Raw genomic sequence first — 23,517 nt, 5'->3', positions numbered from 1 at the left:
GAGCCATGGATCTTCTCGGGCACGCCTTCACCACCACCGACTGGGCCTCGCTGGAGCCGACCGTCCACACGGGCACCACGGGCGAGGCGCGGTGGCGGACCCAGCAGATCGGTGAGACTCGCATCCGGATGGTCGACTACTCTCCCGGCTACCTCGCCGACCACTGGTGCTCACGCGGACACGTGCTATTCGTGCTCGACGGCACGCTGGACACCGAGCTCGACGATGGCCGCCTGGTGACGCTGAGCGCTGGCCAGAGCTACCAGGTCGGGACCGACATGGAGGCCCACCGCTCGCGCACGGAGGCCGGCGCGCGGTTGTTCATGGTCGACTGATCGAAGACGGCCGGGCCTGACCCGTGCGACTCGTCAAGCCCCGGCGCGGCGCGCGCCGCCAGTGCCACCGGTGCCGTCGTCGTCAGGGTCCGACGGCAACGTGCCGTCGGCCGTCGCGGTCGCCGACGAGGCGTCGGAGAGCTTCCCGAACGCGAACACGTTCGCGAGCTTGCCCACAGCCCCGAGCACGTCGCCCTTCTCACCGGCCGGCTCCGCGCCCGACTTCTCCTCGCTGGCAGTCAGGTCCGCGGGGTCTCCGATCGGATCGCCCGGGATCGAGTCCCCGAGTCGCTCGTCGCTGTGCTGGTTGTCCTTCATGGTTGCTCCCACCGTTTGCATCCGTCAGCCACCAGGCAAGCACGTCATCCTCCGCGAACCTGACAAGACGGCGCATCCGCGAGCGCCTCCGCACGTTCCGGGATAGCCCCGTGTGACGATGGGGCATGCCCGTCGTCGAGTCCCGCTGCGTTGTCCCCGTCGACCCCGCGACAGCCTTCGCCGTATCCCAGACGACCGGGGACGTGCGACTGCGATGGGACCCGTTCATCCGCCGCCAGCGATTCCTCGACGGAGCCGAACGGCCGGCGAAAGGGGTGCGCACCTTCACCGTCCACCGCCTCGGGTTCCGCATGATCAGCGAGTACGTCTCCTACAAGCCGCCGTCGAACGTCGGCATGAAGATGACACGAGGATCCTGGTTCTTCGAACGACTCGGCGGGGGTTGGCGGTTCAGCCCCGCCGAGGACGAGTCCGGCGACGGCAGACCCGCGACACTCGCCGTCTGGCGGTACAACTTCGCCTGCAGGCCGAGATGGCTTGCCCCGCTCGCCGAGCGCATCGGCGGGGCGATCCTGCAACGCGACATCGACCGTCGCATCCGCGGATTCGCCCGAGGATGCGCGGACCCGGTGGTGCTCGCGGCGGTCGCCGCTGACAGCTGACCCGCTGACCGCTCGCGCGGGGAGTTCGCGGGGAGCTATCCCGAGGCCCGGAGTGCGCCATGTGCTGCGGCAGCGACGGTCGTCGCTGTCCTGCCGAGCGCTTGCGTGTGCAGCTGCCACTGCTGCCAGAACAGGGGCACGTCGACCCAGCCCCGCGGGTCGATCCGCACCAACGAAGGTTCGTCGTCGAGCTGCTGCTCCGGGACGAGCCCCCAGCCGAAGCCGAAGCGGATCGCCGTGACGAAGTCGGCGGACGACGGCACGTAATGGCAGGGCGGGCTTCCGGGGTCGACCCCCACGGCCTGCAGGTAGCGGTCCTGCAGCGTGTCGGCTCGGTCGAAGACCACGACCGGTGCGTGTTGGAGGGCATCCGTCAGCGTCTCCCCTGGAACCTCGAACCAGCGCGCGGCGAAGCCGGGAGATGCCATGGGCACGTAGCGCATGGCGCCGAGCAGCACCGAGGTGCAGCCTTGGACTGGGGCCGGGTCGGCGGTGATGGCGGCCGTCACCGTTCCTCGCCGCAGCAGTTCCGTGGTCTGCGTCTCGTCGGCCCGTCGCAGCTCGAACGCGATCTCGTCGGCGAGCGGTGCGATCGCGGGTAGCAACCACGTGGCGAGGGAGTCGGCGTTGACGGCGATGGGGAGACGCTCGAGGGCGGGACTCGCGTGGTCCGCGACCGTGCCGGTTCCGGGACCGACCCCCACGCGGCCGAGGATGCTCGATGCCTCCCGTCCGAGCGCCTCGAGCTGCCGGGCGAGGCGCAGGAGCACCTCACCGGACTCGGTCGGCGCGACGGGTTTGCTGCGCTGCAGCAGCACCCGACCCGTCTCGCTCTCGAGCGCCTTGATGCGCTGGCTGATCGCGGACGGGGTCACGCGCAGTTCGCGGGCCGCGGCTTCGAAGGTGCCCGTCTCAACGGCGGCGCGGAGCGCGGCGAGACGTTGGGGGTCGAACGCAGACGCAGCGATTGGCATGAAGCAATACTAATGATTGCCAAGGAAAATGAGCTGGACCCGGATATTCAACGCGCCATATCGTCGCGGCATGACCCTGGATCTGCTCACCCCTCTCGCCGGCTTCGGCTTCGGCCTGTCGCTCATCGTCGCGATCGGCGCGCAGAACGCATTCGTGCTTCGGCAGGGGCTCCTCCGGAAGCACGTGCTCGCCGTCGTCGCCGTCTGCGCGCTCTCCGACGCGCTCCTGATCCTGCTCGGCGTGGGCGGAGCCGGCATCGTCTTCACCGCGCTCCCCTGGCTGACGACCGTCGTGCGCATCGCTGGGGCAGCGTTCCTGCTCGGCTACGCGCTGCTCGCGGCCCGCCGGGCGATGACGCCGAAGGCGATGGATGCGGACAGCCCGGCGGCATCCTCTGCCCTGCTCCCGACCGTGCTCACGTGCCTCGCGCTCACCTGGCTGAACCCGCACGTGTACCTCGACACCGTGGTGCTGCTCGGGTCGGTCGCGAACACGCACGGCGAGGCGCGCTGGCTGTTCGGTGCGGGCGCGGCTGTCGGAAGCGTCGTCTGGTTCGCCGCCCTCGGCTACGGGGCGCGCCTCCTGCAGCCGGTGTTCGCGAAGCCCGTCGCCTGGCGTGTCCTCGACGCCATCATCGCCGTCGTCATGGTCGGCATCGCGGCGTCGCTGCTGCTCGGGCTGTGAGGAACGTCTGGTTCGCCTCGCCCGCGCGGATCCGGAAAACCCTTCAGCGTCGAGCGCTATCGTCGCCACAAGTCAGAGCAGACCCCGAACGGAAGGCCCACGATGAGCGACCAGAACATCTCCCACGACAGCGACGGCGACGAGAAGCCGAACGGCCTCGGCGAAGACGGCACGATCCCCGACTCCGACGACGGGGTCGCGGTCGGCTACGACCCGGACGCCTCGACGTTCGAGCCGGAAGAGGACTGACGAGAGCGAGGTCGACTCGCGACGAAGGGCCGGGCGCAGCAAACTGCGGCCCGGCCCTTTCGCCTGCGCGGGCGCCTGACGCGGGCACGCCTACCCCGGGACCCTCAGCGACTCACGGCCTCCGCACACGCACAATTGCGCGCGCACCCAGGACGAGACCGCAAGCTCGCACGATGAGCCATCAGATGCACGACAGCGAAGACAGCCTCCCCGAGAGCGACCAGCTCGAGAAGGACACGAGCTACTCCCCCGGCAGCGAGACGGAGACGCAGGAGAAGCAGGAGACGAGCACCGAGCGCGTGGATGAGGTCGACGGTGGCGTCGACAACGACATCGACGCCGACCAGGTGAACGTGCGCCCCGGCACGGGCGGCCCGGACGACGTGGGCGACATCGATGTCGACGTGGATGACATCAACTTCCCGAGCGCCGAGGAGGCGAGCCGGGCAGCCCCTTCGGACGACGCTGCGACGAACTAGGCGACGCCGTCCGGCTGGAGCACGAGCCGGTACCCCATGCCCGCCTCCGTCAGCAGGTGGCGCGGCGCCGACGGCACCGGCTCGAGCTTCCTGCGCAGCTGCGACAGGTACAGCCTCAGGTAGCCGGTGTCGTTGACGTGCTCCGACCCCCAGATGCTGGTGAGCAGCATCTGCCGGGTCACCAGACGCCCAGCGTTGCGCACGAGCAGCTCCAGCACCTGCCATTCCGTGGGCGTGAGGCGCACGTGCGTCGACTCCCCGCCGACGGTGCGAACGACGCTCTTCGCCGCCAGGTCGACCGACACGTCGCCGAACACGACGACCGGCTCACCGCCAGCCTGCGGGACTCGGCGCGACAACGCTCGGATGCGCGCGAGCAGCTCGTCGATGGAGAACGGCTTCGTGACGTAGTCATCCGCGCCCGCGTCAAGCGCATCCACCTTGTCGCCCGCCCCGCTGCGCCCCGAGACGACGAGGATCGGCGCCTCAGACCAACCCCGGATGGCCTCGATGACCTCGAGCCCGTCGAGCTCCGGCATGCCGAGGTCGAGGAGGTACAGGTCCGGGCGATGGTCGATCGCGACGGAGATGGCTTCCGCCCCGTTGCGGGCGATCAGCACCTTGTATCCCTTGGCGGTGAGGGTGATGCGCAGGGCGCGAAGCAACTGCGGGTCGTCGTCCGCGATGAGGATCTTCATGCGCGCCTCCCCTCCCCTGTCTTTCGTTCGGCGGTCGCCGCCGCGTCAATCGGCAGTGTCACGACCATCGTGACCCCGCCCCCCGGGGTGTCCTCGGGAATCAGTGTGCCCTGCATTCCCTCGACGAAGCCCTTCGAGATGGCGAGCCCCAGCCCGAGGCCGGTCGTGTTGTCGGTGTCGCCGAGGCGCTGGAACGGCTCGAAGACCTCACCGCGTCGCTCGGCGGGGATCCCCGGCCCGTGATCGACGACCCGGATCTGCACGTCGCCCCCGAACTGGCTGGTCGCGAGCCGGACCGGTCGACCCGGCGGCGAGTGGCGGACCGCGTTGGCGAGGAGGTTGACCAGCACGCGCTGCAGCAGGGCCGGGTCGGCGGCGACGGATGCGACGACGGGGTCGAGCGCGAGCTCAACGTCGGCCGGGCCGAGCCCCAGCTCGTCCAGGGACGGGAGGATCGCATCGGCCGGGTCGATGCTCATGAGGGAGACGGCGAGCGCCCCCGACTGGAGGCGGCTCACGTCGAGGAGATCGGTCACGAGCGTGGCGAGCGTGCCGAGGCTCTCGTCCGCGGTCTCCAGGAGCTCGTCGCGGTCGTGGTCGTCGAGCTCGTCGCCCGCAACGCGAAGGCCGGTGACCGCAGCTGTCGCGGATGCCAGGGGACGCCGGAGGTCGTGACTGAGCGCGGACAGCAGCGCCCGCCTGACCTTGTCAGAGGCGGCGAGCGGGGCGACCTCGTCGGCCGCCTCCCGCAGCTCGCGGTGCTCGACGGCCGCGCCGAGCTGCGCGACGATGACGGTCAGCAGCCGGCGCTCCGAGGCGTCGAGCTCGCGACCGTGCAGCTCGAGGGCGACTCCCGAGCCACCGGACGACGGTGGGGCGACCGGAATCGAGGTGTGCCGGTCCCCGCGCACCGGCTCACCGCAGCTCGCGAGCACGCGCGGTTCGGTCTCGTCGCCCCGCGCATCCACGCCTCGCGCATCCACGAGCCGCACGCCCGCGAGGCCGAACGCCTCGCGCGTCCGCTCGACGAGGGCCTGCATCGCGTTCTGCCCACGGAGCACGCTGCCGGCGACGGTCTGCAGCAGCTGGGACTCCGCGGCCGCCCGACGGGCTTCGCGCGCCCTTCTCGCCGCCCGGTCGACGACGAAGCTCACGAGGGCGGCGATGACGAGATACAGCACGATCGCCGTGACATGGCTCGGGTCGGTGATGAGGACGGTGCCGAACGGGGCGACGAAGAAGAAGTCGAGGGTGACGCCAGACAGCACGGCCGCGAAGAGCGCTGGCCAGAGGCCGCCGACCAGGGCGACGGCCACGACCAGCACCTGGTAGCTGAGGGCGTGCGTCGTGAACGAGTCGACACTGCCGAGGGACGCGAGCAGCCAGGTGAGCAGCGGACCCGCGACGAGGGCCAGCACGAAGCCGGCGATCCGGCGACGCGGGGTCAGCGCCCCGCCGAGCCTCGGCAGCCTGAGCCGGCCGCCGGCATCCGCATGGTTGACGATGTGCACGTCGATGGTGCCGGCGTCCCGAGTGACGGCACTGCCCACGCTCGCGCCAGTGAGCAGCGCGGCAACCCGATTGCGACGACTGACGCCGATGACGAGCTGCGTCGCGTTCACCGACCTCGCGAACTCGATGAGGGCCGCCGGCACGTCCTCGCCGACCACCTGGTGGTAGGTGCCGCCCAGCTGCTCCGCAAGCGCCCGCTGCCGTGCAAGATGCCCAGGATCCCCGACGCGCAAGCCGTCCTGGCTCGTCACATGCAGCGCCAGCAGCTCGCCGCTGCCGGACCGCGCCGCGATGCGGGCGCCGCGCCGAAGCAGCGTCTCCCCCTCCGCTCCCCCGGTCAGCGCGACGACGACCCGCTCGCGCGCCTCCCACGTCGCGTCGATGCCGTGGTCATCCCGGTAGCGCTTGAGGGACTGGTCGACGTCGTCGGCGAGCCACAGCAGCGCCAGCTCGCGCAGCGCCGTGAGGTTGCCGAGGCGGAAGTAGTTGGAGAGCGCCGCGTCGATGCGCTCAGCCGGGTACACGAGCCCGCCGGCAAGGCGATCCCGCAGCGCCTGCGGAGACAGGTCGACGACCTCGACCTGATCGGCTCGCCGCAGCACGTCGTCCGGGATCGTCTCGCGCTGCGGCACCCCCGTGATCTGCTCGACCACATCGTTCAGGGACTCGATGTGCTGGATGTTCACGGTGGAGACCACGTCGATGCCGGCGTCGAGGAGCTCCTCCACGTCCTCCCAGCGCTTCAGGTTGCGCGCACCGGGCGCGTTCGTGTGCGCGAGCTCGTCGACGAGCGCCACCTCCGCACGCCGCCCGATCACCGCATCGAGGTCCATGTCCGTGAGCTCGACGCCGCGGTGCAGGTACGTCGCGCGTCCCACCACCTCGAGCCCGGCGGCCGCCTCGGCCGTCGCGGCCCGGCCGTGGGTCTCGACGACCGCGACCACCACGTCCTTGCCTGCTTCGCGCATCCTGGTGCCCTCGTGGAGCATCGCGAACGTCTTCCCGACGCCAGGGGCGGCGCCGAGCAGCACCCGCAGCCGTCCCCGCTTCGCCATGGGTCAGAGCTCCTTGCCTTCCTGGGTGGATGTGGGGGTGGATGTGGGGGCCGAGGCGTTCGCCTGCAGCTCCGCGAGCGCCAGATTGAGCTCCAGCACGTTGACGGTGGGCTCCCCTAGGAACCCGAGCAGAGGGGCGACGGTGTGCGCTGCGACCAGCGTACGGACCTGGGCGGCGTCGAGCGCGCGCGTCGCCGCGACGCGCTGCACCTGCAAGTCCGCGTACGCGGGGCTGATGTGCGGGTCGAGCCCTGAGGCCGACGCCGTCACCGCATCCACCGGCACGGCGTCAGGCGCGACCCCGTTGAACTCGGCGACCTGCGCTCGCCGCTCCTCGATGGCGGCCACGAGATCCGGGTTCTCCGGCCCCAGGTTCGAGCCGGAGGACGCGCCCGCGTCGTAGCCGTCCCCCGCCGCCGATGCGCGCGACTGGAAGTACTCGGGCAGCGGGTTGCCGTCGGCGTCGACGAACGACTGACCGATGAGGCTCGAGCCGACGACCGCGCCGGTGCCGTCCCGCACCGCCGATCCGTTGGCCTGGGCGCCGAAGGCCGCCTGGCCCAGGCCGGTGATGACCAGGGTGTATCCGATACCGAGGACGACGGTGAAGAGGAGCATCGCGCGGACGGCGACCCAGGCGGTGCGCGCCGTGGCGCGGGTTGCGGAGTTCATGGTGGGAGTCCCTTTCTGGGGCAGATGTCGGGTCGGGGTTCAGAAGCCCGGGATGAGGCGCACGACGAGGTCGATGAGCCAGATCCCAACGAATGGGGCGACGATGCCGCCGAGCCCATAGATGAGGAGGTTGCGGCCGAGCGTGCTCGAGGCGTTCGCGGGCCGGTACTTCACGCCCCGGAGCGCGAGCGGGACGAGCAGCACGATGACGATGGCGTTGAAGACGATCGCCGACAGCACCGCAGACGCCGGGGAGTGCAGCCCCATGATGTTGAGGACGCCGAGCCCCGGGAAGACGCCCATGAACATGGCCGGGATGATCGCGAAGTACTTGGCGATGTCGTTCGAGATGGAGAACGTCGTGAGCGCGCCCCGCGTGATGAGGAGCTGCTTGCCGATGCGGACCACGTCGATGAGCTTCGTGGGGTCGGAGTCGAGGTCGACCATGTTGCCCGCCTCCTTCGCCGCGGACGTGCCCGTGTTCATGGCGACACCCACATCGGCCTGCGCGAGCGCGGGAGCGTCGTTGGTGCCATCCCCCGTCATCGCGACGAGGTTGCCGCCGTCCTGCTCTCGGCGGATGTAGGCGAGCTTCTGCTCCGGCGTCGCCTCGGCGAGGAAGTCGTCGACTCCGGCCTCTCTGGCGATCGCGGCGGCCGTGAGCGGGTTGTCGCCCGTCACCATGACGGTGCGGATCCCCATGGCGCGAAGCTCGGCGAAGCGGTCGCTGAGCCCTTCCTTCACGACGTCCTTGAGGTGCACGACCCCGAGGACACTGCCGGCCGGCCGTCCCCGCTCAGGGCTGGGCGCATCCATCACTGCCACGACGAGCGGGGTGCCGCCGCTCTGCGAGACGCGACCCGTCGCATCCTCCAGCTCGGCGAGCTGCGCTGGGCTCAGGGGTGCACCCTGGTCGCCGAGCCAGGCGGTGACCGCTGAGCCTGCCCCCTTGCGGATGCGCGCGCCGTCCGCCAGATCGAGTCCGGACATGCGGGTCTGGGCCGTGAACGGCACGATCTCGCCGCGCCTCGAATCGGCTGCCTGGGCTTCGACGTCGACGCCCTCCAGTCGCGCGAGCTCGACGATCGAGACCCCCTCTGGGGTCGGGTCGGCGAGCGACGACAGTGCGGCGGCCCGGATCAGGTCCTGGTCGCGCACCCCGGCCATCCGCACGAACTCGGACGCCCGACGGTTGCCGTACGTGATGGTTCCGGTCTTGTCGAGGAGCAGCGTCGTCACGTCCCCGGCGGCCTCGACCGCGCGGCCGGACATGGCGAGCACGTTGTGCTGCACGAGGCGGTCCATGCCCGCGATGCCGATGGCCGACAGCAGCGCCCCGATGGTGGTCGGGATGAGGCACACGAGCAGCGCGATGAGCACGGTGATGCTGACCGGCTTCGCCGCGTAGGAGGCGATCGGGTTGAGGGTGAGGGCGACGATGACGAACACGATCGAGAGCGACGCGAGGAGGATCGAGAGCGCGATCTCATTCGGCGTCTTCTGCCTCGACGCCCCCTCGACGAGCGCGATCATCCGGTCGACGAACGTCTCCCCCGGCTTCGAGGTGATGCGCACGACGATCCGGTCGGAGAGCACGCGCGTGCCGCCCGTGACGGCGCTGCGGTCGCCGCCGGACTCGCGGATGACGGGGGCTGATTCGCCGGTGATGGCCGACTCGTCGACGGAGGCGATACCCGAGACGATGTCGCCGTCGCCGGGGATGAGCTCGCCCGCCGCCACCGTGACGACGTCGCCGAGGGTCAGGTCGGCCGAGGAGACGTCGACGCTGCCGACGCGCTCGGCCGCGGGGTCGGTCCCGGCGTCGTAGGTGTCGACGCGGTGCGCGACCGTGCTCGTGCGCGTCTGGCGGAGCGTCTCCGCCTGCGCCTTCCCGCGGCCCTCGGCGACTGCCTCCGCGAGGTTCGCGAACAGCACCGTCAGCCAGAGCCAGACCGCGATGGCCCACGTGAAGGAGGCGGGGATGACCGTGCCGCCCGAGTCGGCGGGCCCACCGAGGAACGGCTCGGCGATGGCAAGCGCGGTCGTGAACGCCGCGCCGACCCACACGATGAACATGACGGGGTTCCGCCACTGCTGACGCGGGTCGAGCTTGCGGATCGCGCCGGTCATCGAGGCTGCGAATGGGATGCTCTGCATGGTCAGGAGAGTCCTTCTGCGAGGGGGCCCAGTGCGAGCACGGGGAAGTAGGTGAGCGCGGTGATGAGCACGCTGACGCCGGCGAGGAGCGCGACGAACTGAGGCCGGTGGGTGGGGAGCGTGCCGACCGTCGACGGCACCTTGTCCTGGGCTGCGAGCGACCCGGCGAGGGCCAGCACGAGCACGATGGGGACGAATCTGCCGAGCAGCATGACCACCCCGAGCGAGGTGTTCAGCCATGGAGTGTTCGCGGTGAGGCCGGCGAAGGCCGAGCCGTTGTTGTTGGCGGCCGAGGTGAAGGCGTAGAGCACTTCGGAGAGGCCGTGCACGCCCGGGTTCCAGATGGAGGTCGCCGCCAGCTCGTCGCGGACGCCGGGGATCGCGAAGCTGAGGGCGACGCCCGTGAGCACGAGCGCCGGGGTGACGAGGATGAAGAGGCTGGCGAGCTTGATCTCACGCGGCCCGATCTTCTTGCCCAGGTACTCGGGGGTGCGCCCGATGAGGAGGCCTGCGATGAAGACGGCGATGATCGCGAGCACCAGCATGGCGTAGAGGCCGGAGCCGACCCCGCCCGGCGCGATCTCGCCGAGCATCATGTTGAGCATCGGCAGGAGCCCACCGAGCGCCGTGTAGGAGTCGTGCATGGAGTTGACGGCGCCCGTGGACGTGCCGGTGCTGGCGGTCGCGAAGAGCGTCGACCCGACGATGCCGAACCGCTGCTCCTTGCCCTCCATGGCGCCGCCCGCCGCATCCGGTGCCGAGCCCATGCCAGCGGACTCGACGGCGGTGAGGATGGCGAACGACACGGTGAAGAGCGTCGCCATGACGGCGAGCACCGCGTAGCCCTGACGGCGGTCTCCCACCATGACCCCGAAGGTGCGGGGCAGGGAGAACGGGATCGCCAGCATGAGGATGACCTCGAGCAGGTTCGTGATGGCGCTGGGGTTCTCGAAGGGGTGCGCGGAGTTCGTGTTGAAGAAGCCGCCGCCGTTGGTGCCGACGAGCTTGATCGCCTCCTGCGAGGCGACGGGGCCACCCGGTATCGACTGGGTCGCGCCGGTGAGGGTGCTCACCTCGGTGAAGCCGTTGAAGTTCTGGATGACGCCACCCGCGAGGAGCGCGAGCGCGGCGAGGGCCGAGAGGGGCAGCAGCAGGCGGAGGGTGCCCCTGATGAGGTCGACCCAGAAGTTGCCGAGCGTGCCCGAGCGGCGGGCTGCGAGGCCCCGCACGAGGGCGATCGCGACGGCGAGTCCCACCGCGGCGGAGACGAAGTTCTGGACCGTGAGCGCCGAGAGCTGGACGGCGTACCCGAGGGTCACCTCTGGCGAGTACGACTGCCAGTTGGTGTTCGCGACGAACGAGGCGGCCGTGTTGAACGAGAGGTGCTCCGAGGGGGCCGGCAGCCCGAGCGAGTACGGCAGCCACTGCTGCGTGCGCTGCAGGAGGTAGACGAGCAGCACTCCGACGGTGGAGAACATGAGCACTCCGCGCAGGTAGGCCTGCCAGGTCTGCGCCGACGACGGGTCGACGCCGATGAGCCGGTAGGCGCCCCGTTCGATCCTCCAGTCGTCGGTGGATGAGTACACGCGTGCGATCCAGTCGCCGAGCGGGCGGTGGAGGGCGGCGAGGATGAGCGCGACCGTGAGGAACGCGAGGCTGGCGTGGAGCATGGTGGGCGCGTCCATCAGAACCGCTCGGGATGCACGAGGGCCACCACGAGGTAGGCGATCGCGGCGACGCCGAGGGCGGCGGCGATGATTTCGAAGACGATCACAGCTTGTCGACCGCCTTGCCGAGGAGGCCGATGGCGGTGAAGAGGGCGATTATGCCCGCGACGAAGACGAGGTCGAGCACTGAGACTCCGTTCGGAGGTGTGCAGCCAGCGGTGAGCGTGGCTGCGCGCCGTTCAGGCGCAGTCCCCGATACAACTCCTCGCGGGGCGCCGCTGTGCTCGCCCTCACGGAACCCATACGGGACGCGTGCAACTCCTCACGGAACGCGAACGATCGAGGCCACCGGTCGGGCCGGCACGATCGCCGCTGCAGACAGTGCCGCCGCGACCACGAACACCAGCCCGGGTGTCGCAGCGCCGAGCCCCCACCCTGCCAGTGCGGCGCCGAGGCCCTGACCGAGTACCAGGACGACGAAGAGCAGCGCGGTGCCCGCGGATGCGCGCCGCTCGTCGATCTCGGAGGTCCACGTGATGAGGGCCCCGGTCGCCGCCGTGTAGCCCCAGCCGAAGGCGACGCACGCGAGGAGGGCGAGGGGCCGCACGCCCGGGAAGAGCCCGATCAGTGCCGTCGACGCTGCGACGACGAGCGCGGTGAGCATCCACGCCCGCGTGGAACCGAGGCGGCGCACGGCGGCCGAGAGCGGCAGCACGAGAGCCCCGCCGAGCCCCAGGCACATCCATGCGAGCGCCGAGAAGTCGCCGGAGGCGCCCCCGTCCACGAGCACCGTGCGCCCGAACGTCCACACGGCGGCCGAGCCTGCCCCGAGGAGCAACGCTGCGCAGATCACACGCAGGTGCTGCCCGAACCAGGCGCGCGGCGGAACTGCTGCCGACGCGTCCTGGCGCCGCGCTCGACCCGACAACGGCAGCACCGTCGAGAGCAGCGCGGTCGAGGGCAGCGCGGTCGACATGAGCACAGCGAACGCGGAGAGGAACGTGACGACCGCCGCGGCCGCCCATGCCAGGCGCCAGTCGGGCAGCAGGAGCAACGCGAGTGCTCCTGCCAGCACGAGGCCCGGTCCGGTGCCCGCGTTGACGACGACCTGGAGGCGTTGCCCGCGGTCTCCGCTCACGGCCCGCCTGAGGAGCTCGACCAGGGCGGGGGACGCGAGGCCGGCCCCGGCTGAGCTGACGATGGCGAAAGCGGCGAAGCCCTCGACCTGTGACGCGAGTGCCATGCCGAGGGCACCGCCACCGGCCGTCGACGCGGCGCCTGCCACGAGGATGCGCGGAATGCGGCCTGCCAGGAAGAACCCCACGATCGCGGCAGCGCAGTACATCGCGGACGCGCCGCCCGAGACCACGCCGGCCATCGAGGCGTCGAGGCCGAGCTCGGCCTCCACATCCGGCAGGTAGAGCCCGTACGCGAGGCGCACGAGGCCGTAGCAGGCAGCGATCAGGCCGACGCCGCCCACCACGAGGAGTCGCTGCGAGCGCCGCTGCCGGGTGCCCTGCCCCCGGCTCTGCTGGACGATATCCCCAAACGAAAACGTACGTTTCATATTTGGAGCTTAGGGTGTGTACATGAGCATCCGCACATCGAGCGCGACGAAGCTCCTCGATGCCGCCGAGGAGCTGTTCTTCACGCGGGGCATCCACGCGACCCCGGTGGACGCCGTCATCGAGCGCGCGGGAGTGTCGGCGGCGACCATGTACCGCGGGTATGCGAGCAAGGAGTCACTCCTGGCGGCGACGCTGGCTCGTCGGCACGCGGAGTGGCTCGTGGCCTGGGATGCGGCGATCGCCCGCCAGGACTCGTGGGAGGGACGCGTCCTCGCCGTGTTCGACGCCCTCGACACGTTCCGCGAGCATCCCGTGCGCGCCCAGTGGTGCGCGTTCCTCGGCTCTGCCGCCGAGTACGCAGACGCACCGGCAGAGGTGCGCGCGGCCGTCGACACCGACACCGATTCGCTGCGAAGGCGACTCACTGCATCCATCACCGACGACGCGCTGAACGCGACCAGCCGCGACCGAGAGCTCGCCGACGAGCTGCTGCTGGTCGTCTCCGGCGACCTCGCGATGCGACTCCGCGACCCGGGACACACGACCGCATCAGCCCGGCGCATCGCGACGGCACTCCTCCGCGAGCACGCCGCCGCGGACTCAGACGCCTAGCGATCCACGGGCACTCAACGCTTGAGCAGCTTCCAGGCGGAGGGCAGCAGGGCACTCACGGCCGCGATCTTGATGGCGTCGCCGATGAGGAACGGCACGACGCCGAGCGCAAGCGCAGTGCCGAGGTCCACGCCGAGCGAGAGGGCGAGCCAGGGGACGCCGGCCGCGTAGACGAGGAGCGTCCCGAGCACCGAGGCACCGACGGTGGAGAGGACGTGGCGGTCAGCTCGGCGACGGGCGAGCGCCCCGACGGCGACCGCGGCGAGCACGTAGCCGACGATGTAGCCGAACGACGGGAACAGGACCCCGGATGCGCCGTCGGCGAAGATCGGCGCCCCAAGCGCGCCGAGCGCGAGGTACAGGCCAGCACTCGCGGCGGCACGGACCGGGCCGAGGGAAGCGCCGGTCAGCAGGACCGCGAAGGTCGCGAGCGAGACGGGCACGGGCGTGAACGGCAGCGGGATGACGATGAAGCCCGCGGCGACGAGGAAGAGAGTGCCGCCGAGCACGAGCGCGGCGTTCCGGAGAGCCCCGCCTCGAGCGCGGGCATGGGTGCCAGCCCCGGCCACGAGGTCAGCAAGGACGCGGGGCACGGCGCGGCCGGCGGGACGCCCGGCGGGACGCCCGGCGGCGGTGATCGAATCGGCACTCATAGGGGGTGGGACCTTTCTCTGGAATTTCCTGAACGGTGTTCAGTGAACAGTGTTCAGTAGATTAGCGGCATGACACCCCGCGGTCCAGCCGGAGGCTCCGGCCTCGAGAAGCTCAGCCGGACAGAGATCGTCACGACCGCCCTCGAGGTGCTCGACGAGCACGGCCTGCCGAACCTCTCGATGCGACGCATCAGCGACTACCTCGAGGTGCAGCCGAGCGCGCTCTACTGGCACTTCCCCAACAAACAGTCGCTGCTCGCGGCCGTGAGCGACCGCATCCTGCATCCCCTCACCGCCGAGACATGGCGGCCCCCAGGGGCCGGGGTCGAGCCCGGCCCCCGCCAGACCCGCACCCTCGCGATACAGCTCCGCGCAGCGCTTCTCTCCCGCAGGGATGGCGCCGAGCTCGTCTCGAGCTCATTCGCCCTCGACCTGCTGACGGTCGACCTCGTGCGGATGATCGCCGGCGCCGCGCGCAGCGACTTCAAGCTCGCCGGCGCGGGCGGGCGCACGTGCGCGGACGCGGTCGTGCACTACACGATCGGGCAGGTCTTCCACGAGCAGCAGCAGGCCCATGCCGCAGCAGTCGGCGCCCTCCAGGCCCGTGAACCGGACCCGCTCAGCCGACAGGACCCCACGGATCGCTTCACGGCAGGCCTGGATCTGATCCTCGCCGGCGCTGCGGGACTGGCGACGGACGAGCCGACCACCGCCCCCTAGGCGAAGTCGACGTGCTGCAGCACCCACGTGTGCATCGCGACAGCCGCCGCAGCTGAGGCGTTGATCGAGCGGGTCGAGCCGAACTGGGAGATCTCGAGCACCGCATCCGAGACCTCGACCGCCTCCTCCGAGACCCCTGGCCCCTCCTGCCCGAAGAGCAGCACGCACCGTTCCGGCAGCTCGTAGGTCTCGATGGGCACGCAGCCGGGCACGTTGTCGATGGCGAGGACCGGCATCTCCTCGCTCCGCGCCCAGTCGATGAACGCTGCGACGGTCTCGTGGTGCACGACGTGCTGGTAGCGGTCCGTGACCATCGCGCCGCGCTTGTTCCAGCGGCGCTTGCCCACGATGTGCACGGTGTCGGCCGCGAACGCGTTCGCACTGCGCACGATCGAGCCGATGTTCATGTCGTGCTGCCAGTTCTCGATGGCGACGTGGAAGGCGTGGCGCTTCGTGTCGAGGTCGGCGACGATCGCATCCATCGACCAGTACCGGTAGCGGTCGATGACGTTGCGCCGGTCGCCATTCTCGAGCAGCTCCGCGTCGTACCAGGGCCCCTCCGGCCACTCACCGCGGCCACCGGGCCAGGGGCCGACCCCGTGCGGGGCGTCGTCTTCGCTGCCGAACTGCTGCTGATCGCTCACCGCCACAGCCTAGGCGGGCGTGGCGTACACTGCACTTAGAGTCGAACTGACTCTAAGTCAGAGAGGAGGTGGAGGATGCCATCCGACAACGCGACCCTCGCCGTCTCCACGGTGATCTTCGCGCTGCGTCCGTCACCTCCCTCGTCACACCGCGCTCCCGCGCCCACGATCTGGGTGCCGTTGGTACGACGGCAGCGGCAGCCGTTCATCGACCTCCTCGCCCTGCCAGGCGGGCCGCTCGGCGACGAAGACCTCGCCACCGCCGCGTCACGCACCCTCTTCGAGACGATGCGACTCGCCCCCAAGTACCTCGAGCAGCTCTACGCCTTCGGCGATGCCGACCGCGTCTTCGGGGCCGACCCGCGGGTCGTGTCCGTCGTCTACTGGGCGCTCGTCGGCAACGAGGAAGCGAGCTCGGCGCGCCTCGGCGACAACGTCCGCTGGCACCCCGTCGACGACCTCCCACCCCTCGCCTTCGACCACCGCCGCATCGTCGACTACGCCCTCTGGCGACTGCGGAACAAGGTCGAGTACAGCTCCATCGCGCACAGCTTCCTCGGCGAATCCTTCACCATCGCCCAGCTCCGCGAGGTCTACGAAGCCGTCCTCGACCGCCCCATCGACGTCGCCAACTTCCGCCGCGACATGCTCGCCTCGAAGTCGCTCGCCGAGACCGGCGAGACCCTCGCCGGCACCAGGCACCGACCCCCGAAGCTCTACAGGTACATCGAGGCCCCCGCCCCGTCCGAGCAGAGCCCCCTCCTCACGACCTCCCCCGCCGCGAAGGGCAGACCCCATGACCACAACCGCCTCAGTGCACACCACGATCACGCGCATCCAGACCGGGAAGCAGGCCGGCGAGAGCTGCTCTCCGGAGCTCGTGAAGTCGCCGTGGGTGTTCGACCTGCAAGCTCCGTCCTACGGGCCTGGGGCGTCAATGGCCGACAGGCTCCCGCCGACGGCGCCAAGGCAGGAGCTCCTGCCCGAGGAGTACCGGACCGCGACTGACGCGGACATCCACGCCCGCATCCTCGCCGCCAAGGCGACCCTCGGGGACCGCGTCGTGACCCTCGGCCACTTCTACCAGCGCGACGAGGTCGTGCAGTACGCCGACTTCATCGGCGACTCCTTCCAGCTCGCCAACGCCGCGAAAGCGAAGCCGGAGGCAGAGGCCATCGTGTTCTGCGGCGTGCACTTCATGGCCGAGACGGCCGACATCGTGTCCGCCCCCGAGCAGGCGGTGATCCTCCCGAACCTCGCCGCCGGATGCTCGATGGCAGACATGGCCGACAGCGACTCCGTCGAAGAGTGCTGGGAGCAGCTCGCCGACCTCTACGGGACGGAACCGGACGCCGCTGGGCGCGTGCCCGTCATCCCCGTCACCTACATGAACTCCTCCGCCGAGCTCAAGGCGTTCTGCGGGCGCAACGGGGGCATCGTCTGCACCTCCTCCAACGCCGAGACCGTGCTGCAGTGGGCCTTCGAGCGTGGGCAGCGGGTGCTGTTCTTCCCCGACCAGCACCTCGGCCGCAACACCGCGAAGGCCATGGGCGTGACGCTCGAGGAGATGCCGCTCTGGAACTCGCGCCGCCCCCTCGGCGGCCAGACCCCCGAGACGCTCGACGCCGCCAAGGTGATCCTCTGGAACGGCTTCTGCTCCGTGCACAAGCGCTTCACCGTCGCCCAGATCGACAAGGCCCGCGCCGAGTACCCGGAGGTGCGCGTCATCGTGCACCCAGAGTGCCCCATGGCGATCGTCGACGCCGCCGACGAGTACGGCTCCACCGACTACATCACGAAGGCCATCGCGGCCGCCCCCGACGGCTCGGTCTTCGCGATCGGCACCGAGATCAACCTCGTCCAGCGCCTCGCCGCCGAGTACCCCCAGCACACGATCTTCTGCCTCGACCCGGTCGTGTGCCCGTGCTCGACGATGTACCGCATCCACCCCAGCTACATCGCCTGGGTGCTCGAGGGACTCGTGGCCGGCGAGGTGCGCAACCAGATCAGCGTGCCGGCGAGTGTCGCCGAGCCCGCCAGGGTCGCGGTCGAGCGGATGCTCGCGGCCCGGCCGGACACGACGATGGCGTCCTGAGATGGGCGCGGGCGCTGATGCTCGGGGCGCTGACGCTCGGCTGCGGGTGCTGGTCGTCGGCAGCGGCATCGCGGGGCTGACCGCAGCACTGGCGGCGGCCGCCGACGGGCACGACGTGATGGTCGCCACGAAGGCGACGCTCGGCAATACCGCCACCTCGCATGCTCAGGGCGGAATCGCGGCAGTGCTCGCGGCTGGTGCTGATGCGAGCGCCGGTGACAGCGTCGAGTCGCACGTGCGCGACACGCTCGCAGCTGGCGCGGGGCTCGGCGACCGGCGCGCGATCGAGGTGCTGTGCGGCTCGGCGGATGCGCGCATCCGCGACCTGGTCGCCCTCGGCACGCGCTTCGACCGGGTTCCCCACGCTGAGGCCGCCGCCGCGGCCGACACGGCAGAACCTTCTCCCTCGCGCTCTTCGCCGAGTCGCCCCGAAGGGCCGCTTCCCGTCGCAGATGGCGACCATCTGCGGCAACTCGCGCGCGGGCTCGAGGCCGCGCACTCGCATCCGCGCATCCTGCACGCCTTCGGAGACGGCACCGGTCGCGAGATCCAGCGAGCGCTGAGCGACGCCGCCCGCGCGGCGGCCGAACGCGGCGAGCTCCGGCTGCTGGAGCACACCTTCCTCGTGGACCTCGCCGTGAGCACCGCAGCAGACGACGTCGATCCAGCAGCCACGCGTGTGGTCGGCGCGTGGCTGCTCGGCCCGGATGACAGAACGCCCGGCTTCTTCGAGGCCGACGCGGTCGTGCTCGCGACGGGCGGCGCCGGCCAGCTCTTCGCGCACACGAGCAACCCCGCGGTCGCGACGGGCGACGGCATCGCCGCCGCCGCCCGAGCCGGAGCTGAGATCGCCGACCTGGAGTTCGTGCAGTTCCACCCGACCGTGCTCGCCGGATCAGGGGGTGCGCTCATCTCCGAGGCGGTGCGCGGCGAGGGCGCCCTCCTGCTCAACGACGCGGGTGAGCGTTTCCTGGTCGGCGTGCACCCCGACGCCGAGCTCGCCCCGCGAGACGTCGTGGCTCGCGGCATCGCCGACGAGATGGCGAAGCAGGGCGGGCGGCCAGTGCGCCTCGACGCGCGGCACCTGGGCCGGGGCTTCCTCGAGCACCGGTTCCCGAGCATCACGGCCCGCCTCGACGAGGCCGGACTCGACTGGTCGCGCGAGACGGTGCCCGTCACGCCCGCGGCGCACTACCTGATGGGCGGCGTCGTCACCGACCTGCTCGGGCGGACGAGCATCCCCGGCCTCTACGCCGCGGGCGAGACCGCCCGCACCGGCGTGCACGGCGCGAACCGCCTCGCGTCGAACTCGCTCCTCGAGGGCACCGTCTTCGGGCACCGCGTCGCGGAGGCGCTCCGCGAGCAGGCGCCGCACGGCCAGACGCTGCTCGGCCAGGCCCAGCCTGAGCAGGCCCAGCTTGACCGCGTCTCGGACGTTGCGGTCTCCCCCACCCCTGACCAACTTCAGTGCAAAAACACCTCGATTCGAGCGCTTCGGGCGATTTCTGGCCAGAATCGCACTGATGTTGGACACCGAACGGCGAGCGGACGCGCTCCCGCATTCTCGCGGCCGGCACTGCAGACGCTGATGTGGGCGTCCGCGGGCCTGCATCGCAGCGGCCCCGCACTCGACGACGCTGCGCGGGCCCTCGCAGTCTGGGCCGACGACCGAGACGCGGCGGGGCCGGACTTGTCGGTCGCCGCGCGCGAGGACACCAATCTGCTCACGCTCGCCCAGCTCACCGTGGCGGCCGCCCGGGCCCGCGGCGAGTCGGCGGGCGCCCACTTCCGAGCTGACCGTCCCAGCGCCCGCGAGCCTCACGCCCAGGCGCCGCCCTTGTCCCCGAGCCTGTTCCCACACCCACACCCACACCCACGCCCACTCCCTCTCAAGCCGAAGGCCATGGCGCACTGATGCTCACTCCTGCCCACATCATGACCACCGTGAGCGCCGCCCTGCTCGAGGACGCCCCCTGGGGTGACATCACGGCCTCGACGCTCATCCCGCACGACGCCACCGCGAGCGCCACCCTCGTCGCGCGCGAGGCGGGTGTGCTGTCGGGGATGGAGGTGTTCGCGGCGGCCTTCCGGCTGACGGACGCGCGCATCCAGGTCGATCTGCACGCCGACGACGGTGACGAGTTCGCCCCAGGGGATGTGCTGGCGACCGTCGCGGGACCCGCGCGGTCGGTGCTCACGGCGGAACGGGTGGCGTTGAACTTCGCGCAGCGCATGAGCGGCATCGCGACGCTCACTCGCAGCTACGTCGACGCGGTCGCGCACACGTCGGCGCGCATCACGGACACGCGCAAGACGACGCCGGGACTGCGCGCCTTCGAGCGGCACGCCGTCGCGAACGGTGGAGGCCGCAACCACCGCTTCTCGCTGTCGGACGCGGTGATGGCGAAGGACAATCACCTCGCCGTGCTCCTGCAGCAGTCCGGCCTCGGGCTGACGCAAGCGGTGCTGGCGGCGAAGGACAAGCTGGGCCACACGACGCACTTCGAGGTGGAGGTCGACCGGCTCGACCAGGTCGCTCCGGTGATCGCGGCCGGGGTGGACACCATCATGCTCGACAACTTCTCGCTGGCCGAGCTGCGCGAGGGCGTCGCGCTCATCAACGGGCGGGCGGTCGTCGAGGCGAGTGGCGGAGTGAACCTCGACACGGTCGCGGCGATCGCGGAGACGGGCGTCGATGTCATCTCGGTCGGCGCCCTCACCCACAGCGCGCGGGCCATCGACCTGGGCCTCGACATGGCGCTCGAGCCCGCGGCCGATCCCGCACCTGAGGCCAGGCGCTGACGTGCTCCACCTCGATGCGGCCGCGACGTCCCCGGTCCGGGAGGACGCGCTCGCCGCGGCCTGGCCGTTCCTGACGGCGTCGTTCGGCAACCCGTCGAGCACGCACGGGCTCGGCGAGCAGGCTTCTGCAGCCCTCGCCGACGCTCACAAGGCAGTGGCCGGTGTCCTCGGCTGCCGGCCCGCCGAGGTGGTCTTCACGTCGGGTGGCACCGAGGCGAACAACCTCGCGATCAAGGGCATCGCCCTGGGGGCTCCACGCGGGCGGCACCTCGTGACGAGCCGCCTCGAGCACGAGTCCGTGCTCGCATCCGCCGACTACCTCGCGCGTCTCCATGGCTTCGAGGTGACGTTCGTCGACGTGGATGCGTCTGGCCTGGTCAGCGAGGAATCGCTTGCCTCCGCCCTCCGCGAGGACACGACCCTCGTGTCGCTCGCGACGGCGAACAACGAGGTCGGCACTGTGCAGGACATCACCGCGCTGGCCGCCGTCGCCCACGCCCGCGGCGTGCCGTTCCACACCGACGCGATCCAGGCGGCCGGCTCGCTCGACGTGTCCTTGACCGCGACGGGCGTGGATGCGGTGAGCCTGTCGGGTCACAAGCTGGGTGCCCCGAAGGGGGTCGGCGTGCTCGCGGTGCGGTCGCGGCTGCCGCTCGAGCCCCTCATCCACGGCGGCGGGCAGGAGCGAGGGCGCCGATCCGGCACGGAGAACGTGGCGTTTGCGGTGGCGTTCGCGGTGGCGCTGCGGCTCGCCGACGAGGAGCGCCTGGCGGCCGCGACGAGCGACGCGGCCGCGAGCGCCAGGGATGCGTTTGTGGCCGCTGTCCTGGATTCTGTGCCTGACGCACGGCTCACGGGCCACGCATCGGCTCGCCTCCCCCGCCACGCCTCGTTCGTGCTGCCGGGGGTGAACGGCGAGACGGTGCTGCTGGAGCTCGAGCGGCGAGGCGTGCTCGCGTCGGCGGGGGCGGCCTGCGCGGCCGGGCACGACGAGCCGTCGCACGTGCTGCTCGCGTTGGGGATCCCCGAGGACGACGCCCGCACCGCCCTGCGGTTCACGTGGGGAGCATCCACGACCTCGGACGACCTCCGCGGCGTCGCGGAGACCCTCGCTGCCGTGCACGAGACGGTCACCGCCCTGAGCCGCTCGACCACGCTGCACTAGGGTGTGGCGTTGCAGTACTCGCGCGACCACGGAGGAACGACATGACCTACGGACACGCTCCGGCCGGCCAGCCGGCTCTTGACCAGCCGTACTACGGGGCTCCGTTCCCCGAAGCGATCACGCGCTTCGTGAAGAAGACGTTCGTCTACCGCGGGCGGGCGAGCCGCAGCGAGTACTGGTGGGTCGCGCTGGCCCTCGCGGGAGTCACGATCGCTTTCAACGCGATCTCGATGGGCTTGGACTTCAGCAGCGGCTCGACCCCCACCTGGGTCGCGATCGGCGGTGGCCTGTTCGGCCTCTTCAGCCTCCTCGTCAACCTGGCGCTGCTGCTGCCCACGATCTCCATCCAGGTGCGTCGACTCCACGACGCGAACTTCTCCGGCTTCTTCGCGTTCCTCGGCCTCGTCCCCTTCTTCGGTCCGATCACGCTCATCGTGTTCGCCTGCCTGCCGTCCGTGCCGGCCGGCGCTCGCTTCGACGGGACCGGCCAGTACCCCGCACCCAACCAGGGGTACTCCCCGAGTCAGCAGTTCCCGGGGCAGTTCCCGAACCAGCCGTACCAGGCTCCAGTGCAGGGGTACGGCCAGCAGCCGACACAGCCCCAGGCCCCTGGCCAGTACCAAGCTCCCGGGCAGTACCAGGCACCGGGCCAGTACAACGCACCGAACCAGTACCCGCCAGCTCCGCAGTCTGACCCGTACTCAGCTCCGGATACCTGGAACGGCCCGTCCTCAACGGACCCCGACCAGACACGCTAGCCCCGGCCTCGCGACCGGGCCTCCGGATCAGGCTTGCAGCGGCTCAGCGGCTTCGCTTGGAGCGCTTCGGTGCGGCCGACAGCAGGCGCGAGCCGTATTTCGTGAGCTTGCGGTACTCGACGCCCTCCGGGCCGAGGCGCCCGCGCATCGTGCGCAGCGCATCCACTGAGGCGTCGACGGTCACGACTCTGCGGCCGCACTCCCGGGCGACGGCTGCCGTCGTGCCGGATCCGCCGAAGAAGTCGGCCACCCAGTCGCCCTCGCGGCTGGATGCGCGGATCATGCGACGCAGGAGCCCGGCGGGTTTCTGCGTCGCGTAGCCGGTGCGCTCCTTGCCGGTCGGCGACACGATCGTGTGCCACCACACGTCGGTCGGCAGCTTGCCGCGCTCGCGCTTCGCCTCGGTCACGAGACCGGGTGCCATGTAGGGTTCCCGGTCGACCTCGGCGGCGTCGAAGTGGTACCGCTTCGGGTTCTTCACGTAGACGAGGATCGTGTCGTGCTTCGCGGGCCAGCGCTTCGAGGTGCGGGCCCCGTAGTCGTAGGCCCAGATGATCTCGTTCAGGAACTTGTCGCGCCCGACGAGCGCGTCGAGCACGACCTTCGCGTAGTGCGACTCCCGGAAGTCGAGGTGCAGGTAGAGGGTGCCGGTCTCGCCGAGCAGCCGCCATGCCTCGACGAGCCGCGGTTCGAGGAAGCCCCAGTAGTCGGCGAACTCGTCGTTGAACGCCGACAGCTCGCCGAGGGTGTGCTCGTAGCTGCGGCCCTGGAACCCGGTGCGGGTCAGCGGGGTGGATGCTGGGGCCTCGTCGTGTGCGAGCGCCTCGCCGAGTTCGGCGGCCTCGACGGCTTCCTCAGCCGGGGACTGCCGCTTCACCTTGATCGACTGGCGCCTCTGCTGCTTGCCGGTGTTGAAGGGCGGGTCGAGGTAGATGACCTGGAAGGCGCCGTCGGGGAGGCGGCGCATGGCGTCGAGGTTGTCGCCGTGCACCACGAGGTCGGGGCCGGCGGCGTTCCACAGCGAGGTCACCTGTCGAGATTAACGTGCCTCTGCGGTGTGAGGGCGCAGGCTAGGG

The 23,517-nt window shown here is 70.7% G+C and carries 24 protein-coding genes and 1 pseudogene; 13 read left to right on the top strand and 12 right to left on the bottom strand.

Features of this window, described 5'->3' with window-relative positions; all coding sequences use genetic code 11:
• Positions 1-5 precede the first annotated feature (5 nt).
• Complete coding sequence (locus HDC34_RS03610) at positions 6-335, top strand: DHCW motif cupin fold protein (RefSeq protein WP_179555891.1); 330 nt, start codon at positions 6-8, stop codon at positions 333-335.
• 33 nt (positions 336-368) lie between these two features.
• Here the strand turns inward: HDC34_RS03610 and HDC34_RS03605 are convergent, their stop codons facing one another.
• Entirely contained in the window at positions 369-653 is a 285-nt protein-coding gene (locus HDC34_RS03605; protein ID WP_179555890.1) for a hypothetical protein, read from the bottom strand.
• 125 nt (positions 654-778) lie between these two features.
• Here HDC34_RS03605 and HDC34_RS03600 point away from each other — a divergent pair, with 125 nt between their 5' ends.
• A complete protein-coding gene (locus HDC34_RS03600) occupies positions 779-1,276 on the top strand; it encodes an SRPBCC family protein (RefSeq protein ID WP_179555889.1) in 498 nt (165 codons plus the stop codon).
• A 35-nt stretch (positions 1,277-1,311) separates the two neighbouring features.
• On the opposite strand, the gene HDC34_RS03595 is transcribed toward HDC34_RS03600, so the two are convergent.
• A complete protein-coding gene (locus HDC34_RS03595) occupies positions 1,312-2,250 on the bottom strand; it encodes a LysR family transcriptional regulator ArgP (protein ID WP_179555888.1) in 939 nt (312 codons plus the stop codon).
• 70 nt (positions 2,251-2,320) lie between these two features.
• Between HDC34_RS03595 and HDC34_RS03590 the strand changes: the two genes are divergently transcribed.
• The 3 genes from HDC34_RS03590 to HDC34_RS03580 all read left to right on the top strand — a co-directional run bounded on the left by HDC34_RS03590 (position 2,321) and on the right by HDC34_RS03580 (position 3,663).
• The gene (locus tag HDC34_RS03590; RefSeq protein WP_179555887.1) at positions 2,321-2,935 is read left to right on the top strand and encodes a LysE/ArgO family amino acid transporter; all 615 of its coding nucleotides are present in this window, start codon (positions 2,321-2,323) and stop codon (positions 2,933-2,935) included.
• Positions 2,936-3,037: 102 nt separating this feature from the next.
• On the top strand, positions 3,038-3,184 hold the full coding sequence (locus tag HDC34_RS03585) for a hypothetical protein (RefSeq protein ID WP_167516425.1): 147 nt from the start codon (positions 3,038-3,040) through the stop codon (positions 3,182-3,184).
• 173 nt (positions 3,185-3,357) lie between these two features.
• Entirely contained in the window at positions 3,358-3,663 is a 306-nt protein-coding gene (locus HDC34_RS03580; RefSeq protein WP_179555886.1) for a hypothetical protein, read from the top strand.
• Here HDC34_RS03580 and HDC34_RS03575 read toward each other — a convergent pair.
• From HDC34_RS03575 to HDC34_RS03545, 7 genes are all read right to left on the bottom strand, one after another.
• A complete protein-coding gene (locus tag HDC34_RS03575) occupies positions 3,660-4,361 on the bottom strand; it encodes a response regulator (RefSeq protein ID WP_179555885.1) in 702 nt (233 codons plus the stop codon). The genes HDC34_RS03580 and HDC34_RS03575 overlap by 4 nt on opposite strands.
• A complete protein-coding gene (locus HDC34_RS03570; protein ID WP_179555884.1) occupies positions 4,358-6,928 on the bottom strand; it encodes an ATP-binding protein in 2,571 nt (856 codons plus the stop codon). Before HDC34_RS03570 ends, HDC34_RS03575 begins: the two co-directional genes overlap by 4 nt.
• A gap of 3 nt (positions 6,929-6,931) precedes the next feature.
• Complete coding sequence (gene kdpC / locus HDC34_RS03565; RefSeq protein WP_179555883.1) at positions 6,932-7,600, bottom strand: potassium-transporting ATPase subunit KdpC; 669 nt, start codon at positions 7,598-7,600, stop codon at positions 6,932-6,934.
• A 39-nt stretch (positions 7,601-7,639) separates the two neighbouring features.
• Entirely contained in the window at positions 7,640-9,757 is a 2,118-nt protein-coding gene (kdpB, locus tag HDC34_RS03560) for a potassium-transporting ATPase subunit KdpB (RefSeq protein WP_179555882.1), read from the bottom strand.
• A 2-nt stretch (positions 9,758-9,759) separates the two neighbouring features.
• Positions 9,760-11,427 (bottom strand): potassium-transporting ATPase subunit KdpA, encoded by a 1,668-nt coding sequence (gene kdpA / locus HDC34_RS03555; protein WP_374757236.1) that lies wholly within the window; start codon positions 11,425-11,427, stop codon positions 9,760-9,762.
• Positions 11,428-11,441: 14 nt separating this feature from the next.
• Positions 11,442-11,531: a potassium-transporting ATPase subunit F gene (locus HDC34_RS18135; RefSeq protein ID WP_104310291.1), complete on the bottom strand. Its 90-nt coding sequence runs from the start codon at positions 11,529-11,531 to the stop codon at positions 11,442-11,444.
• Positions 11,532-11,746: 215 nt separating this feature from the next.
• The gene (locus HDC34_RS03545) at positions 11,747-12,991 is read right to left on the bottom strand and encodes an MFS transporter (RefSeq protein ID WP_179555880.1); all 1,245 of its coding nucleotides are present in this window, start codon (positions 12,989-12,991) and stop codon (positions 11,747-11,749) included.
• A gap of 22 nt (positions 12,992-13,013) precedes the next feature.
• On the opposite strand from HDC34_RS03545, the gene HDC34_RS03540 reads away from it, so the two are divergent.
• Complete coding sequence (locus HDC34_RS03540) at positions 13,014-13,604, top strand: TetR/AcrR family transcriptional regulator (RefSeq protein ID WP_179555879.1); 591 nt, start codon at positions 13,014-13,016, stop codon at positions 13,602-13,604.
• 14 nt (positions 13,605-13,618) lie between these two features.
• Here the strand turns inward: HDC34_RS03540 and HDC34_RS03535 are convergent, their stop codons facing one another.
• Positions 13,619-14,257 (bottom strand): biotin transporter BioY, encoded by a 639-nt coding sequence (locus tag HDC34_RS03535; protein ID WP_179555878.1) that lies wholly within the window; start codon positions 14,255-14,257, stop codon positions 13,619-13,621.
• A 69-nt stretch (positions 14,258-14,326) separates the two neighbouring features.
• On the opposite strand from HDC34_RS03535, the gene HDC34_RS03530 reads away from it, so the two are divergent.
• Complete coding sequence (locus tag HDC34_RS03530; protein WP_179555877.1) at positions 14,327-14,977, top strand: TetR family transcriptional regulator; 651 nt, start codon at positions 14,327-14,329, stop codon at positions 14,975-14,977.
• Here HDC34_RS03530 and HDC34_RS03525 read toward each other — a convergent pair.
• Complete coding sequence (locus HDC34_RS03525) at positions 14,974-15,621, bottom strand: TrmH family RNA methyltransferase (RefSeq protein WP_179555876.1); 648 nt, start codon at positions 15,619-15,621, stop codon at positions 14,974-14,976. The two genes, HDC34_RS03530 and HDC34_RS03525, sit on opposite strands and share 4 nt — an antisense overlap.
• A gap of 75 nt (positions 15,622-15,696) precedes the next feature.
• On the opposite strand from HDC34_RS03525, the pseudogene HDC34_RS03520 reads away from it, so the two are divergent.
• From HDC34_RS03520 to HDC34_RS17605, 6 genes and pseudogenes are all read left to right on the top strand, one after another.
• Positions 15,697-16,380, top strand: a pseudogene (locus HDC34_RS03520) (NUDIX domain-containing protein); the annotation flags it as partial.
• Positions 16,381-16,417: 37 nt separating this feature from the next.
• Positions 16,418-17,716 (top strand): quinolinate synthase NadA, encoded by a 1,299-nt coding sequence (gene nadA / locus HDC34_RS03515; RefSeq protein ID WP_179555875.1) that lies wholly within the window; start codon positions 16,418-16,420, stop codon positions 17,714-17,716.
• Position 17,717: 1 nt separating this feature from the next.
• Positions 17,718-19,631, top strand: coding sequence for an L-aspartate oxidase (locus HDC34_RS03510; protein ID WP_179555874.1), 1,914 nt, complete (start codon positions 17,718-17,720; stop codon positions 19,629-19,631).
• Positions 19,631-20,518, top strand: a complete 888-nt coding sequence (gene nadC, locus HDC34_RS03505) for a carboxylating nicotinate-nucleotide diphosphorylase (protein WP_179555873.1) — start codon at positions 19,631-19,633, stop codon at positions 20,516-20,518. The genes HDC34_RS03510 and nadC overlap by 1 nt, the downstream gene beginning before the upstream one ends.
• Position 20,519: 1 nt before the next feature.
• Positions 20,520-21,683 (top strand): cysteine desulfurase family protein, encoded by a 1,164-nt coding sequence (locus tag HDC34_RS03500; protein ID WP_179555872.1) that lies wholly within the window; start codon positions 20,520-20,522, stop codon positions 21,681-21,683.
• A gap of 41 nt (positions 21,684-21,724) precedes the next feature.
• Positions 21,725-22,441 carry a DUF805 domain-containing protein gene (locus HDC34_RS17605; protein WP_179555871.1) on the top strand — a complete coding sequence of 239 codons (717 nt, stop codon included), beginning with the start codon at positions 21,725-21,727 and terminating at the stop codon, positions 22,439-22,441.
• 43 nt (positions 22,442-22,484) lie between these two features.
• Here HDC34_RS17605 and HDC34_RS03490 read toward each other — a convergent pair whose 3' ends face one another.
• A complete protein-coding gene (locus tag HDC34_RS03490) occupies positions 22,485-23,408 on the bottom strand; it encodes a site-specific DNA-methyltransferase (protein WP_179557074.1) in 924 nt (307 codons plus the stop codon).
• Between the last annotated feature and the right edge of the window lie 109 nt (positions 23,409-23,517).

Origin of the sequence: Pseudoclavibacter sp. JAI123 (genome assembly GCF_013409665.1) — a bacterium.
Taxonomy (GTDB): Bacteria; Actinomycetota; Actinomycetes; order Actinomycetales; family Microbacteriaceae; genus Pseudoclavibacter.
Note: the sequence above shows the minus strand (reverse complement) of the source record. Positions and strands in the feature narration are given on the sequence as shown.